General features: G+C 47.3%; 14 protein-coding genes. 12 read left to right on the top strand and 2 right to left on the bottom strand.

The window, feature by feature from the left end; genetic code table 11:
• Nucleotides 1-7: 7 nt before the first annotated feature.
• Nucleotides 8-1,762 (top strand): bifunctional metallophosphatase/5'-nucleotidase, encoded by a 1,755-nt coding sequence (locus KU854_RS01965; protein ID WP_218356802.1) that lies wholly within the window; start codon nucleotides 8-10, stop codon nucleotides 1,760-1,762.
• A 433-nt stretch (nucleotides 1,763-2,195) separates the two neighbouring features.
• Here KU854_RS01965 and KU854_RS01960 read toward each other — a convergent pair whose 3' ends face one another.
• On the bottom strand, nucleotides 2,196-3,122 hold the full coding sequence (locus KU854_RS01960; RefSeq protein WP_218356801.1) for a hypothetical protein: 927 nt from the start codon (nucleotides 3,120-3,122) through the stop codon (nucleotides 2,196-2,198).
• A 258-nt stretch (nucleotides 3,123-3,380) separates the two neighbouring features.
• Between KU854_RS01960 and KU854_RS01955 the strand changes: the two genes are divergently transcribed.
• The 10 genes from KU854_RS01955 to KU854_RS01910 all read left to right on the top strand — a co-directional run bounded on the left by KU854_RS01955 (nucleotide 3,381) and on the right by KU854_RS01910 (nucleotide 12,737).
• Nucleotides 3,381-3,572, top strand: a complete 192-nt coding sequence (locus tag KU854_RS01955) for a hypothetical protein (RefSeq protein WP_218356800.1) — start codon at nucleotides 3,381-3,383, stop codon at nucleotides 3,570-3,572.
• Nucleotides 3,573-3,799: 227 nt separating this feature from the next.
• Complete coding sequence (locus KU854_RS01950) at nucleotides 3,800-4,072, top strand: HlyU family transcriptional regulator (RefSeq protein WP_218356799.1); 273 nt, start codon at nucleotides 3,800-3,802, stop codon at nucleotides 4,070-4,072.
• Between the two features lie 412 nt (nucleotides 4,073-4,484).
• Entirely contained in the window at nucleotides 4,485-6,038 is a 1,554-nt protein-coding gene (gene pntA / locus KU854_RS01945) for a Re/Si-specific NAD(P)(+) transhydrogenase subunit alpha (protein ID WP_218356798.1), read from the top strand.
• A 15-nt stretch (nucleotides 6,039-6,053) separates the two neighbouring features.
• The gene (pntB, locus tag KU854_RS01940; RefSeq protein WP_218356797.1) at nucleotides 6,054-7,439 is read left to right on the top strand and encodes a Re/Si-specific NAD(P)(+) transhydrogenase subunit beta; all 1,386 of its coding nucleotides are present in this window, start codon (nucleotides 6,054-6,056) and stop codon (nucleotides 7,437-7,439) included.
• A 129-nt stretch (nucleotides 7,440-7,568) separates the two neighbouring features.
• A complete protein-coding gene (locus tag KU854_RS01935) occupies nucleotides 7,569-9,011 on the top strand; it encodes an ATP-binding protein (RefSeq protein WP_218356796.1) in 1,443 nt (480 codons plus the stop codon).
• A complete protein-coding gene (locus KU854_RS01930; RefSeq protein ID WP_218356795.1) occupies nucleotides 8,980-9,651 on the top strand; it encodes a response regulator transcription factor in 672 nt (223 codons plus the stop codon). The genes KU854_RS01935 and KU854_RS01930 overlap by 32 nt, the downstream gene beginning before the upstream one ends.
• The gene (locus KU854_RS01925; protein ID WP_218356794.1) at nucleotides 9,651-10,529 is read left to right on the top strand and encodes a DUF2861 family protein; all 879 of its coding nucleotides are present in this window, start codon (nucleotides 9,651-9,653) and stop codon (nucleotides 10,527-10,529) included. Before KU854_RS01930 ends, KU854_RS01925 begins: the two co-directional genes overlap by 1 nt.
• 200 nt (nucleotides 10,530-10,729) lie before the next feature.
• On the top strand, nucleotides 10,730-11,905 hold the full coding sequence (locus KU854_RS01920; protein WP_218356793.1) for a conjugal transfer protein TraF: 1,176 nt from the start codon (nucleotides 10,730-10,732) through the stop codon (nucleotides 11,903-11,905).
• Nucleotides 11,906-11,956: 51 nt separating this feature from the next.
• Nucleotides 11,957-12,109 carry a YoaH family protein gene (locus tag KU854_RS01915; RefSeq protein ID WP_218356792.1) on the top strand — a complete coding sequence of 51 codons (153 nt, stop codon included), beginning with the start codon at nucleotides 11,957-11,959 and terminating at the stop codon, nucleotides 12,107-12,109.
• A gap of 103 nt (nucleotides 12,110-12,212) precedes the next feature.
• The gene (locus KU854_RS01910; protein ID WP_218356791.1) at nucleotides 12,213-12,737 is read left to right on the top strand and encodes a nucleotidyltransferase family protein; all 525 of its coding nucleotides are present in this window, start codon (nucleotides 12,213-12,215) and stop codon (nucleotides 12,735-12,737) included.
• Nucleotides 12,738-12,815: 78 nt separating this feature from the next.
• Here the strand turns inward: KU854_RS01910 and nadE are convergent, their stop codons facing one another.
• Nucleotides 12,816-13,652: an ammonia-dependent NAD(+) synthetase gene (gene nadE, locus KU854_RS01905; protein ID WP_218356790.1), complete on the bottom strand. Its 837-nt coding sequence runs from the start codon at nucleotides 13,650-13,652 to the stop codon at nucleotides 12,816-12,818.
• A gap of 249 nt (nucleotides 13,653-13,901) precedes the next feature.
• Between nadE and KU854_RS01900 the strand changes: the two genes are divergently transcribed.
• Nucleotides 13,902-14,429, top strand: coding sequence for a nicotinate-nicotinamide nucleotide adenylyltransferase (locus KU854_RS01900; protein WP_218356789.1), 528 nt, complete (start codon nucleotides 13,902-13,904; stop codon nucleotides 14,427-14,429).
• The last annotated feature ends 79 nt before the right edge of the window (nucleotides 14,430-14,508 follow it).

The following is a 14,508-nucleotide window of genomic DNA, read 5'->3' as shown; positions in this document are numbered from 1 at the left end:
GGATGCTATGCCAAACGTTACACCGATTACGCTTTCAATTGCGCATATCAATGACACCCATTCCCATTTTGAACCGACGCCGCTTTCCCTTGCCGTTAACGGGCTGGATGAACGTATCTATGCTGCGGTAGGTGGATTCCCGCGAATTTCCTCAGTGGTTAAAGCTTTCAGAGAGAGTGCGAAAAACGACTCTGATGGCTTTCTGTTCCTTCATGCCGGTGACTGCTTCCAAGGCACGCTTTACTACAGCTTGTTTAAGGGCGATGCCAACGCCACCTTGCTGAATATGTTGGGGCTTGATGCCATGGCGCTGGGTAACCATGAACTTGATCTGGGTAATGCCCCGGTTTCACGGTTTCTGGACAAGATCACTTTTCCGCTGCTGGCCGGTAACTGGGATGTCAGTGAAGAAGTAGAAAAGCCTTTCCCCGTGAAGGGTAAAAGGCAGTTGATGCCATACAATCCTGAAGCACAACGTGCAGAGGTACTGGTAAAACGTATCGGTGATCAGAAGGTGGCTATCTTCAGTGTGGCGCTGGATAAAATGGCAGACATAGCCATGCCGGATCACGACACACCCTTTGTTGATTCCAAACAAACGGCGATCAATACCATCCGTTATATCCACGAAGAGCTTAAAACGCCCCATATCGTATTGCTCAGTCATCTTGGTTATGCACAAGACCAGAAACTGGCGGAAGAGGTGGACGGTATTTCGGTTATTGTGGGCGGACATAGCCACGTATTGCAGGGAGATTTCAGCAATGTGGGTCTTGGTGACATGGGACCGTATGGCCACAAAGTGAATGACACGCTAGTGGTTCAGGCCGGTTGTCATTCCCTGGCTATCGGCAAGCTGAAAGTGTCGTTGGATAAACACGGCAAAGTCGTTTCTTATGAAGGGGGTAACTTCTTGATGCTGGGTAGAAGCCTGGCAGTTGATGCTTCCTGGGATCAATCCCTGCCTAACGGTGCATTTAAAGATGCCAAGGCATACTTACTGGCACAGCCTAACGTTATCCACTGCCGTGGTGATGAAGAAATCAAAAAAGTGATCAACGAGCGTTACCGTCCGGCTGTGGATGAATTAAAGCGTGACGTTGTCACTACATTGCCAAGCAGATTACGGCATATCCGGGTTCCTGACGATAAAGGGGGCAGTGAGATAGCGCCTTTGGTGTGTGAAGCCATGATTTACTCCGCAAAGACCCGTGGTGTGAATGCAGACTTTGCCATTCACAATGCCGGTGGTGTGCGGGTGAGTCTGGAAAAAGGAAAATTAACAGCTGCTGATGTCGCTGGCCGGTTGTTGCCGTTTGCTATCGATTTGATGCTGTACCATGCAACCGGGCTACAGATAAAGCAGGCATTGGAAGGCGCGATAGATAATGCGCTCAACAATGGTGTGGAAGGGACGGGTGATGGAAGCTTCCCTTATACCGCAGGCCTTCGTTACAACTATGTCTGCGATCAGCCAAAAGGGCAGCGCATTGCGCAGTTGGAAGCCCAACAGGAAGATGGCTCTTGGTTGGCTGTTGATTTGGAAAAAACATACCTCGCGGTATCTTCTGCTTATACCTCACAGGGTAAAGAAGGGTACGACGCGCTGAAAAACCTGCGAAAGCAGCCAACATCTCTGCATGTCACTTTGGCTGAAAGCTTCATTGAGTTCGCCCGAACCAAAGGGGAGCTGGTGGCGCCTTCAAGTATCCTGTCGCGATACAAGCCCTGCACTGACTGTGCCTCGACCAACCCGCGTTAAGGCAAAATGATAAAGGCGACAATACTGTCGCCCTTATTACCTGATAATTCACTATTTTTTCGTTTCCTGTCACATTTATTACAAAATGTGCCTATTTTTTGCATGGTTATTGGATAAATGGCGGATTTTTGCCGTCATTAGTGTAGCGATTTAATAGTGCTCAACCTTCTTGGCAAGCGGTCGATACAAGTAAATGAGGGTTGATACCTTTAATCCAATTCCATAAAAGCGGCAAGAACAGCATTGCCCTGGGAGGAAAAATGGTAGAAAAACGCGATTGGTTAGATTTCGGGTTAATCGCATTTTGGCTGATTGCCTGGGCGTCACTGGTGTACTTTGTACCAAACGGCGGCGTGTAAATAATATGCCTTGAGCCGGGCCCGCTCAGGCGTAATTCTCACACAACAGCGACACTCTCATATCTCCCACGCTGTCATGCTTTGGCGGCGCGTTTACTATCCCTTTTCAACATGGCTTTTACAATCATGGGTTGCATGTATATCGGCAATTGCAGGGCGCCTATCAGGGGAAGATAGAGCGGACCTAGAAAAGCGCCGGCGACAGAGTAAGTCAACAATACGTTGCGGTTACCCGAAGTGATTGCAGCGACAAATGCTTCATCTTTTCCTTTCCGCCAGTAAAGCACTAATCCAATAATGAAAAATAATATGCATATTGCAAATGCCAGTATCAGCATGGCAATAGCAAAGTCGCGTTGTTCGTCCCAAAGCCACCTGAATTGTCCGGTGAGTCCAAAAGGAAAACTGAAAACCAGCAAAATGGTGAATTGGGCAAGTTTGGTATGCACCCGGGACAATTTCTCGTGGGCGACGTTTTGATGAATAAAGTAGGAAATGGCCATCGGGCCAATAATAAAAATGACCAAGCGAAGTGTGTAGCTTTGCAAATCCAGTGAAAAGGCTTCGCCGCTGAAGAGAAACATATTGATATAAAGCACTAATGGCATAAGCAAGGTGCTGGTAATGGTAAATGCCATTGCCTTTAGGGGCGGAAATCCGACGGAACGAACAATCGCAGGAGTAGCAAACAGGCTACCGGTGGCGCAAACCGCGGTCATTGCCAGTAAGAGATCGCGGTCGGCATTAAAAATAAATCCAAAAGCGCAGATGATGACCGTAGTGAAAATGGTGTGGACGCAGGCATAGCCCCATGCATCAAGGTTGAAAATGGCTTGGACCAACGCGCGTTGATCGATACCCATTAGGGTAAATAGCATTAATGCGAACAGCACATAGGGTAAGTAGGGCAGAGCGGCTGAGGATAGCGCAGGAAACAGAAAACCAATGACTGCGGCCATGCTAAGAAAGAGTGAAGAGTGTTTACTGATTAATGCTAACAAAATCGCCTCAAATGCGGGTGTTAAAGCGAGATGTTAGCAGAATGAAAATGGTGTGATAAATAATTATTAATAATGCGTTGTTGTGAGGTGTCGGTTGGAGGAATTAGAAAAATCTGCGTGATAACGTCATTTATGAGAGCTTGTCATTATATGATCCATTAGAAAAACTAATGTAATGACATAATTTTAGTCATTTAATAAGTAAGTCGAAAATGGCTAGAATTTACGCAGTAAAGACAATCACATAGTGAGGCAATGATGACACAGTTAGTCAATATGGATTCATCCATGGTTGCAACTGGCAAAGTGCAAAAAAACTATGCGGTTTCTTTCAAAGGACTGATCGCCCATGCGATGGACGTATTTCGCAAACATGATGTGAGAAAAGCAACACGCGCCACCAACGAGTTGCCAGATCACATCAAACGCGATATCGGGCTGATCCGCTAACGTTCTACACTGCTCTTTAATACAGTTCCGTAAAGATAGAAAAGCGTTGGTTTTATACCAGCGCTTTTTTCTTTTCTGCCTCAGAACGTTTTTCTCTCCTTATTTCCTTCTCTCCTTAATGTTTTCCCTCCTTGAAATAACCGCATTTTCGTCGCGTGTCACTGGACAAGCAGAGTCGTGTTCGTCACTATAAATTGTTTAATTACAAAGACAGAAGGTGAAAGGCAGTGGGACTTTTTGATTGGTTGTTTGGAAGTAAAGAAGCATCCGCAAAGCAAGTGGAACCAACCGAATACAAAGGCTTTTTGATCTATCCAGAACCAAAACCAGAAGGTGGGCAATTTCGTGTTGCAGGCCGCATCTGCAAAGAAGTGGACGGCGAGTTGAAAACTCATGTTTTTATCCGCTCAGATATTCTGCCATCGGATGAAAGTGCCAAGGATCTTATGCTACGAAAGTCTCAATTATTTATCGATCAGATGGGCGAAAGGATGTTTTGATATAAAACCAAGTCGCGCGGAAATGCTGGTAGCAATGGGCATTCTCACGTGATTGGATGCAACAAGTGTGGGTTTCACCGGCGTTTGTTGTTTTGTCTGGATTTAGCGTCTTTTGGGTGAGTCCGGGCTTGAAATACACCAGGGTTCGTATGGATACGAATTTTCGCAGGATATGTGTTCGAAATTGATGTAACTCTATGAATTAAATTGTTTTTGTAGGTATCTTTAACGGGAGGTATGACCTCCGTCCATCAATAAATGGCGTTATTTTATTACCAAAAGTCATTAAAATTGGCTCGTATATAGCTTGATTATTGATTATTTTGGTTTTTTTCCTACAAAAGTGCTTGATTAAGCTTACCCAGTTCGTTACAAACAAATTACTTTTACTGCCAATAGTCAGGGATTAGCTATGCAAATTGGTGTTCCAAAAGAAATACTTGCGCATGAAACGCGAGTGGCTGCCACCCCAAAAACGGTTGAGCAGCTCATCAAAATGGGCTTCGACGTTGTCGTTGAAAATGGTGCGGGTCAACTTGCCAGTTTTGACGACGCTTCCTTTATAGAAGCAGGAGCTAAAGTGGCTGATGCCGACACTGTTTGGCAATCAGACATCATCTTTAAAGTGAATGCCCCTCTCAAAGACGACGAGAAAGGCATTGATGAAATCGACCGCATTAAAGAAGGGGCAACCCTCGTCAGCTTTATCTGGCCCGCTCAGAACGAAGTTTTGATGCAACAACTCTCCTCGAAAAATATCAACGTGATGGCAATGGATGCCGTACCACGTATCTCCCGTGCACAGGCACTCGATGCCCTAAGCTCCATGGCTAACATTGCTGGTTATCGCGCAGTGGTTGAAGCAGCGCACGAGTTTGGTCGTTTCTTTACGGGTCAAATTACTGCTGCCGGTAAAGTCCCACCTGCGAAGGTTTTCGTTGCAGGTGCGGGGGTAGCCGGTCTGGCTGCTATCGGTGCTGCGGGTAGCCTTGGTGCTATAGTTCGTGCCTTTGACGTTCGTCCTGAAGTAAAAGAACAGGTCGAAAGTATGGGCGCAGAGTTCCTGCAGGTTGACTTCCAGGAACAATCCGGTAGCGGCGACGGTTACGCAAAAGAGATGTCGGATGACTTCAACAAGAAAGCGGCTGAACTCTATGCTCAGCAAGCGAAAGACGTTGATATCATCATTACCACTGCACTGATCCCTGGCCGTCCGGCACCAAAACTGGTGACCAAAGAGATGGTTGATTCGATGAAAGCGGGTAGCGTTATTGTCGATTTGGCTGCTGCGAACGGTGGTAACTGCGAGTACACAGAAGCTGACAAAGTGGTTGTTACTCCTAACGGCGTAAAAGTCATTGGTTATACCGATATGGTCGGCCGTCTTCCAACTCAATCTTCACAGCTTTACGGTACCAATCTGGTTAACTTGATGAAGCTGCTGTGCAAAGAGAAAGATGGCAACATCAATATCGACTTTGAAGATGTGGTACTTCGTGGTGTCACCGTGATTAAAGACGGTGAAGTCACTTGGCCTGCGCCACCTATTCAGGTTTCTGCACAACCTCAAGCCAAGCCTCAAGCTAAACCTGTGAAAGAAGAAAAGGTTGAAGAACCAACATCACCCGTGAAAAAGCTGGTAGGTCTGGTTGCTGCGTTGGGTGCATTTGGTTGGGTGGCATCAGTGGCACCTCCTGCTTTCCTCTCGCATTTCACTGTATTCGTTCTGGCTTGTGTCGTGGGTTACTACGTAGTGTGGAACGTTACTCATGCACTGCACACACCGCTGATGTCTGTAACCAACGCAATTTCAGGCATTATCGTTGTGGGCGCGCTACTTCAGATTGGTCAAGGTAATGGCGTGGTTTCGTTCCTCGCCTTTATTGCCGTACTCATTGCAAGCATAAACATTTTTGGTGGCTTTACGGTAACCAAACGCATGCTTGAAATGTTCCGTAAAGATTAATAGGAGTAGCAAAGAATGTCTGCAGGACTAGCACAAGCGGCATATATCGTTGCTGCACTATTTTTTATACTGAGCCTTGCTGGCTTATCAAAGCAAACTTCAGCGCGATCCGGTAACTATTTCGGCATTGCCGGTATGACCATTGCGTTGATCGCGACCATCTTTGGCCCGTACTCTCAAGGTCTGACTTGGATCATTCTTGCAATGATCATTGGTGGTGCAATCGGTATCTACTACGCAAAGAAAGTAGAAATGACCGAAATGCCAGAACTGGTTGCTGTTCTCCACAGCTTTGTGGGTATGGCGGCAGTTCTGGTGGGTTACAACAGTTTCCTTGAGCCACCAGCGTACTCAGGTGAATTTGCCCATACAGAGCATGTTATTCACTTGGTAGAAGTGTTCCTGGGTGTGTTCATCGGTGCGGTAACCTTTACCGGTTCTATCGTGGCGTTCGGAAAGCTGCGCGGTATTATTTCTTCATCGCCACTGAATTTGCCTCACAAACACAAAATGAACTTGGCAGCCGTTGTTGTTTCGACACTGCTGATGCTTCACTTTGTGAATGCCGATGGCAGCATGTTTGCGCTGATTGTCATGACACTGATCGCATTCGCCTTTGGCTACCATTTGGTGGCATCTATCGGTGGTGCGGATATGCCGGTTGTTGTGTCTATGCTGAACTCCTACTCAGGTTGGGCTGCAGCGGCGGCAGGTTTCATGCTGGCGAACGACCTATTGATCGTGACCGGTGCTTTGGTTGGTTCTTCTGGTGCGATTCTGTCTTACATCATGTGTAAAGCGATGAACCGCTCGTTCATCAGCGTTATTGCAGGTGGTTTTGGTCAGGAAGTGTCAACATCAGAAGATGTTGAGTACGGTGAGCACCGTGAAGTATCAGCCGAAGAAGTGGCGGAGATGCTGAAAGAGTCGCGCTCAGTCATCATCACCCCGGGATACGGCATGGCAGTAGCACAAGCTCAGTACCCAGTGCATGAGATCACTGAAAAACTGCGTGCCAAAGGTATCAATGTTCGTTTCGGTATCCATCCAGTTGCGGGACGTCTGCCTGGTCACATGAACGTTCTGCTTGCTGAAGCGAAAGTGCCTTACGACATCGTGCTGGAAATGGATGAAATCAACGACGATTTCCCGGAAACAGACACAGTACTGGTTATCGGTGCGAATGACACCGTCAACCCGGCGGCAATGGAAGACCCAGGTAGCCCAATCGCAGGTATGCCGGTACTGGAAGTTTGGAACGCGAAAAACGTAATCGTCTTCAAACGTTCCATGAACACAGGTTATGCAGGTGTACAGAACCCGCTGTTCTTTAAAGAAAATACCGCTATGTTGTTTGGCGATGCGAAAGCTTCAGTAGACGCAATTTCCAAAGCAATTTAAGTCGCGGTATTACGTAAAACTCCAAAAGGTCGGCATTAGCCGGCCTTTTTTGTATACGAACGCATCACACACACGTTTACTCTTACAAAGTACTGACATTCGTAAATATTTTGATGGTAATCTCCCGGCATGCGATCGATCCTACTCGTTTTATTAACGCTGCTGAGTTTTCAGACTACCGCGGCAGAATCTTTCCCTGAACAGCTAAATGCCTTCAGGTCTAAGCTATTGGCAGAGCAACCTGTCGATTCTTTTGCCCTGAATGCGATTCACAGTGAATACCCTAAACCACTGTTATTGACTGATAGTCTCTTGCCTCAGTCCACAAACTATCCGCTGAAAGATCTTAAACGGCTTTATCAATCTGCTGAGAAGTGTAAAGGTCCATGGCCTGTTAGCCCTTTGGTGACTGATCCTCTGGTATTTACACGGGCACTGTGTTTTAACACCCAACTCCCATCTGTTTGGTTTTCCCGCTCAAACCTGATCCATCCGGGTGGCGGAAGCTATGCAGCCAAGTTTGTAGAAAAATTCCCGGAACGACGTGAAGAGCTATTACGTTTCTTCCACATAAAGGAAAGGCCATTGGCTGCGCCGGATACTTTGCTCGGTAAACTGCAGCGCATGTCAGAAAACGGAATCAATGCACTCAATGGTGGGGCAGAGTCGATTCTGAGTGGGGAAGAGCTTTGGATGCGCGATGGTGGCGTTTACAAAGTCTATGACTCAGACACCTGGTTACCGTTACTTGAGAAGAGTGATCTTCTGGCATCCCCAACCGATGGCGGCGGATACTGCCTGTCACGTATCGGCAATGTCTGCTGGAATATAGAGCAGGCACCATCTTATTGGTCATCACTCGTGATCGCACTGGTGGTAATCAACCTGCTGTGGATTGCAGGATGGGTGTTTAACCGTTGGACGGTAAAACGCCGGCTGATGCAAGAAAGAATGCTGGTGTTGCAGATCCTTACCCATGAACTGCGTACACCTATCGCCAGTCTTTCGATGACAGTTGAAGGTTTTCGACGCAAGTTTGATAGTCTGCCGGAGCCCCTTTACGACGAATTCCGTCGTCTGTGTGAAGATTCCCGACGACTGAAGCAACTGGCTGAAGCGAGTAAAGATTACCTACAATCCAACCAACAACAGCTGGTGCGAGAAAGCATTCCGTCGCTGGAAGAATGGCTGAGTTATTTGTGTGAAGAGCGCGAAGTGACCCTGCACATCGAAAAAGATGGGCCAGTTGCTGTGAATATTTATTGGTTGACGACATCGCTCGACAACCTTATAAGCAACGCTAAAAAATATGGTAAAAATCCGGTAGAGGTTTTTGCCGAGATCAAAGACGGTTTACTGATCATCAAAGTTCAGGATCAAGGAAGTTTGACCGCAAAAGACTGGAAGACAATACGCAAACCATTTGTCAGTGAAAGAGGCCTTGGGCTAGGGCTGACAATTGTAGAAGCCATGATTGAGAGAATGGGTGGTAAACTATCGCTGTTTGGACCACCCACGACATTTATACTGGAGATACCTTGTGACCCAACAAACGACTCTATTGCTCGTTGAGGATGACGCAAACCTGGCGGACGGCTTGCTGGCCAGCCTGGAACAAAATGGATACAAGTGCCTGTACGCAGATTGCGCGCGTAAAGTAGAAGCTTTGTGGGCAGACGCTGATTTGGTCGTGCTCGACAGACAATTGCCGGAAGGCGATTCGATGGAATGGTTACCTAACTGGAAAAAACTGAAAGACGTTCCAGTTATCATGCTGACCGCAATGGTGTCAGTTCGCGATCGTGTTGGCGGGCTGGACTCAGGTGCGACAGATTACATGACCAAGCCTTTTGCAGAAGCTGAATTACTGGCGCGTATCCGCGTGCATTTGCGAAAGCCTGTTTCAGATACTGAAGCTGTTTCTGATGAAATTGTTGTAGGAAAGCTGCGGATCAATCCGTCAACACGCACTGTTATTTGTTCAGAATGCGAAGTTATACTCACCCGCACTGAATTCGATTTGCTAGCGTTTTTGGCAAAGAATGCTGGCCGGGTGTTCACCCGTGATGAACTGCTCGATCAAGTGTGGGGCTACAACCATTACCCTACAACCCGTACAGTGGATACCCATGTGCTCCAGCTTCGTCAAAAATTGCCAGAAGTGGAAATTGAGACACTGCGTGGTGTTGGCTACAGGATGAAACACAACTGATGCATCGCGCCGTATTTTTCTTCACCCTTTTGGCAATGCCAGCCCTGGCACAGGCTGCATGGTTTAGCGGCTCGGATGCGCTCACCTCAGCGCATCAAAAGCTCTTGGAGGGAAATACGGCAGCGAGTTTTGATGCCATGGTTGAAGCGTGGCAACAGGACAAAACCGATACCGAAGAGCGCCACCTTACCGAGTTGCTCTCCCTTGCTATCACTGAAGATTGCGGGCGAAGCTTGAGTACACTGTCGCTGCCAAGTTGGTTGCAAAGCGTTGTGATACGTCGTGAAACCGTTCAGACCCCAAACCGTGTTTACTACCAGTTTTCGATCTACGGACATTCGAAGCAGGGTGTATCTAACGTTTCATTTTCCGAGTGGCCGGAAAAGGCGCTGATTGACCAAAAAATTGGTGAACAAAACGCCAACGATTTTAAGCTGGATATACTGGGCTTATCCCGCGCTGTGCCTGCAGGTCTCTACAAGCTGGAAGTCACCTCGAAAGAGGGCGAAGTGTGGTCTTCCTGGGTGCTGGTTTCGCAGCCTGATCCAATCCAGAAAATCAGTTGGAAAGACAGCCGTAGCTGGCGCATTGCGCCGCCTACCGATTTGAAGAGCACTTGTCGCCGACCATTCCTTTCAATGAACCTGTATCAACAGGACAATGACGGTAATCCGCCAATTTGGTCAGAAGACAAAGATAAAAACCTGCCTACCTCATTGCCAGAAATAGACGTTCCAAATGGACAGTACTGGTTTTCAGTCGCTTTGATCGAAAGGCGTTGGCAAGGTGCAATCTCCTTTGAAGAAGTCCAGCGAATTGCACGTTATATCGATTTTCCTGATATTGACCTGCGCGAATTGTCATTCAAAGGCAATTGATAACCACTATTATCTAACCCGCTAATATCTGCGCCTTATCAAAGCTTTAACATAAAGGGTTGAGAGGCGTCACACCTTAAGCACTTGTTTCCTTTCTGATACTTAACCTCAACTAGTATCAACGATAGCAATCTGCACCCAATACGCATTTTTCTGCGTGCCGGTTCTCATCAAATGTATCTAGAAACGGAATTTCTATTATGAAAAAGAGCTTGTTATCGATAAGTCTTGCCCTCGCGGCCTCCCCAGTTCTTGCTGCAAATTACAGCATTGATTCACGAATCGATGCGATGGGAGGGGCGGGTACTGCCGCTGCTAACTATTTAAGTGCCGGTTTTCACAACCCGGCTTTGGTTGCCATGGAACCTGAAAGTGCTTTTGGTGTGCTGTTTCCCGTTGTTGGCGTTCAATTCAGGGATCCAGATGAGTTGATTGATGCCCTTAACGACTTCGGTGATGTATACCAACGTTTTGAGACCGATCCAACCAATGACAGTAACCGCACTGCGGCAGCAAATGCGCTTCGCGGACTGCAAAACAAAAATGGTTACGTTAGCGGAGGCATTGGCGGTGCGATAGCGATTCCTACTTCAACCATTTCAGGCAACTTTTTTGTGAAAGGGTACACCGAAGCGGTTGTGATGCCAGAGGTGGATGACGGTGATATTGATAATATTGAAAATCCGGTTCTCGACCCTAATGGTGATTACACTCTGAATTCGAAAGGCCGCGTATTGGCATTTGGCGTCGTTGACGTGGGTTTGGCACTGGCAGGTAACATTGACATTCTGGGGCAGCGAATCGCGCTGGGCGTTACGCCGAAATCACAGAAATTTTATACCTATCACTATGAAGTGTCGGTACAGAGTTTTGATGACAGCCAGTGGGATAATGATGCAAACCAGACTGATGAAAGCGCCTTTAACGTCGACCTTGGTGCTGCCTGGCAAACAGGCCCGTTCCGCGTCGGTTTTGCTGCCAAGAACCTCGTTTCCCATGAAATCAAAACAGTGAATTACACCCGTGAATACACCTATCACATTGAACCGCTTTATACCTTGGGTGGTGCATTTATCACGGATCTTTTTGTTGCTACCATTGATGTCGATCTTAATAAGCAGAAACGTTTCAGTGCACCAAGCGGCCCTGCGATTAAAGACGACACGCAGTTGATCCGCCTGGGGACCGAGTTTAATGCCTGGGGGTGGGCGCAATTACGGGCGGGTTATATCAACGACCTTGAGGACACGTTGGATGGTGCATTAACACTGGGTGTTGGCTTGTCGCCGTTTAATACAATCCACTTTGATGTTGCTGCACAGCTAATCGACAGCAATAGTTATGGCGGTTCGCTACAACTGGCATTTACCTTCTAAGCCAGTTAGCAGTAGAATGTGCGCCTTTCAAACGATGTATAGAGGCTGTACATGAACAATATGCCAACTTTGAACCATGCTGAGCAGCAAGAAGCAGCAGATCGTATTCACGCTTTGATGGCGGAAGGCATGAGTAGCGGCGAAGCCATTATGATTGTGGCTAACGAGATCCGCGAGCGAGAAGCAGCGAAAAAAGATGATTAATGTGAAAGCGGCCATTATTTGGCCGTTTTCTTTTTTTATAAGCGCGCTAATCTAGTCACAACTGTTTTCAAGGTCATTGGCCCCCGCGGAGGTTGGTTTAGCGTTGAATAATCGATTGTTGATGGCGAAGAACTTTGCCCGCGCCCGTCATGAAGGGCAACGCTATGGCGAGTTTCCTTATCACGTTCATTTGGACGACGTCGAGAAACTGGCTCAACCATTTGGGATCAACGCTATGGTTGTGGCGCAGCTCCACGATATTCTCGAAGACACCACCACCAGTTTTGATGAGTTAGTCACAGACTTTGGCGAGCTCGTTGCTTTAGCGGTCAGCTATCTGACTGATCCGGTTGGCGGTGATCGAAAAAGTAAGAAGAAGCAACTTTACCAACGGTTCACAACGCTTGACCCTGTTGAAGAAGCCGCACGTTTGGCGCTTATCGTGAAAGCGTGTGATCGACTGGCAAATGTAAAAGCGAGCCGTCTGTTCCATCCTCCAAAATATGCCCTTTACCAGTCTGAGCACCCAGAATTTCGCAAAGCTGCTTACCGCGTGGGTTTGTGTGAAATGGTCTGGTGGGAGTTGGATATGCTGGTCGAAGTAGGCGATAAAATAGGGCGGTACTAAAAGATCCCATTACGGTTATTCATCCAGCGATAAAAAACGCTCCCAGTTGGGAGCGTTTCTGATCTCAAAGGCTAGCTGTCACTCTTCGTCGTAGATAGTCGGGATTGGTTGGCGTTTATGTTGAGTGGCTTTATAAATACTGACCAAGCGGGAAGTGACACGTTCTTCAACCGGCTTGCCTTCCAGAAAGTCATCAATTTCTTCGTACGTCAGTTGCAGCGCATCTTCATCCGCTTTTTGAGGAGACAGCTCTTCCAGGTCTGCGGTTGGCGTTTTAATGACCAGTACATCTGGGGCGCCCATGTGGGCAGCAAGTTGGCGAACCTGACGTTTGCTCAAACCGAACAGAGGGGCAAGGTCGCAAGCACCATCTCCAAACTTGGTGTAGAAGCCTGTGATATTTTCTGCTGAGTGGTCAGTTCCCAGTACCAACCCGCCAACGAGGCCGGCAATTTCATACTGCGCAACCATGCGGGCACGGGCTTTTACATTCCCTTTTACAAAATCCACTTTCGCATTGTCAGCAGGAATAAGCCCTGTGCCTTCCAGTGCATCCAATGTAGACGCATGCAGACCATCAACTCCGGCTTTGATATTCACACTGACAGATTGGCTTGGGCGGATAAAGCTCAGCGCCAGTTGTGCTTCGTCTTCATCTTGCTGAACACCATATGGCAGTCGAACAGCAATGAATTGATAGTCTGTCGAGCCTGCTTCTTCGTTCAGTTGCTCAACAGCAAGTTGCGCCAGACGACCGCAAGTAGATGAGTCAACACCGCCGCTGATCCCCAGAACCAGAGACTTGGTGCCAGAAGATTTCAAACGGTTTTTGATAAAGTTGATGCGGCGCTGCACTTCAAACGCAGGATCGATAGTCGGAAGTACTCGCATTTCTTCGCGGATAGCTTGTTCCATTTCAAGACATTCCCATGGTCTGATGACATGTTTTGTTTATTCTGCAATATCCTGACGGCAAAATCATGATCTATCTCTACTTGAGAGAACAACCTGAACAAGAATCCTGCAAAAATAGAAAGTGCCGTCGCCTGAGATTTCTGGAGTGGTGCAATCTTGCCCATTTGATTGTGAAAAGAGACAAAATACATTGATGTACCGGTAACTTATCAGGTATCTATAGAACACTCAATCAATGAAAGTAATGAAATGATGGCTGGAGCCGATCCCGATAAAATTGCTATTTTTGGTAGCGCCTTTAATCCGCCTAGTTTGGGGCATTTAAGTGTCATTAAAAGGCTCAGTCACTTTGATCGCACCTTGCTGGTCCCCAGTTTTGCCCATGCCTGGGGTAAACAAATGGCAGATTTTGATTTGCGATGTGAGTGGGTCAGCGACTTCATTGATGACGCCCGCTGTGAAAACCTTGAGCTTTACCGGGAAGAAGAAACGCTAAGCGACGATAAAGGCGTAACTACCTGGGCATTGTTAAACCATATTCAGAACCAATATCCCAATTCTGAACTCACCTTCGTTATCGGGCCGGATAATTTTTTAAAATTCGGTAAGTTTCACCGCGCAGAAGATATTTTACAGCGTTGGAATGTTCTTGCTTGTCCCGAAACCGTGCCTGTTCGCAGTACTGAAATCCGGGAGCGACTGGCAAAAAGCCAAGATATCTCGGGGCTCACAACCCCAACGTTGGCAAATAAACTAAAAAAGGCTGATTTCAGCTAACTATTTTTATCTGTTAACCGCGGGACGGTTGGCAGGATTTTTTACTTTGGGCATTACCTGACAACTGGATTGCAGTGGG

The organism is Enterovibrio paralichthyis (genome assembly GCF_019209835.1).
In the GTDB taxonomy this organism is placed as follows: Bacteria; Pseudomonadota; Gammaproteobacteria; order Enterobacterales; family Vibrionaceae; genus Enterovibrio; species Enterovibrio paralichthyis.
The sequence above is the reverse complement of the archived record's forward strand: the minus strand, read 5'-3'. Positions and strand labels throughout refer to the sequence as shown.

Excerpts from the sequence above, each read along its gene's own strand:
- KU854_RS01925 (WP_218356794.1), top strand. The coding sequence starts at position 9,651 with ATGCATCGCGCCGTATTTTTCTTCACCCTTTTGGCAATGCCAGCCCTG.
- KU854_RS01965 (WP_218356802.1), top strand. The coding sequence starts at position 8 with ATGCCAAACGTTACACCGATTACGCTTTCAATTGCGCATATCAATGAC.
- KU854_RS01915 (WP_218356792.1), top strand. The coding sequence starts at position 11,957 with ATGAACAATATGCCAACTTTGAACCATGCTGAGCAGCAAGAAGCAGCA.
- KU854_RS01920 (WP_218356793.1), top strand. The coding sequence starts at position 10,730 with ATGAAAAAGAGCTTGTTATCGATAAGTCTTGCCCTCGCGGCCTCCCCA.
- pntA (WP_218356798.1), top strand. The coding sequence starts at position 4,485 with ATGCAAATTGGTGTTCCAAAAGAAATACTTGCGCATGAAACGCGAGTG.
- nadE (WP_218356790.1), bottom strand. The coding sequence starts at position 13,652 with ATGGAACAAGCTATCCGCGAAGAAATGCGAGTACTTCCGACTATCGAT.
- KU854_RS01900 (WP_218356789.1), top strand. The coding sequence starts at position 13,902 with ATGATGGCTGGAGCCGATCCCGATAAAATTGCTATTTTTGGTAGCGCC.
- pntB (WP_218356797.1), top strand. The coding sequence starts at position 6,054 with ATGTCTGCAGGACTAGCACAAGCGGCATATATCGTTGCTGCACTATTT.
- KU854_RS01935 (WP_218356796.1), top strand. The coding sequence starts at position 7,569 with ATGCGATCGATCCTACTCGTTTTATTAACGCTGCTGAGTTTTCAGACT.
- KU854_RS01955 (WP_218356800.1), top strand. The coding sequence starts at position 3,381 with ATGACACAGTTAGTCAATATGGATTCATCCATGGTTGCAACTGGCAAA.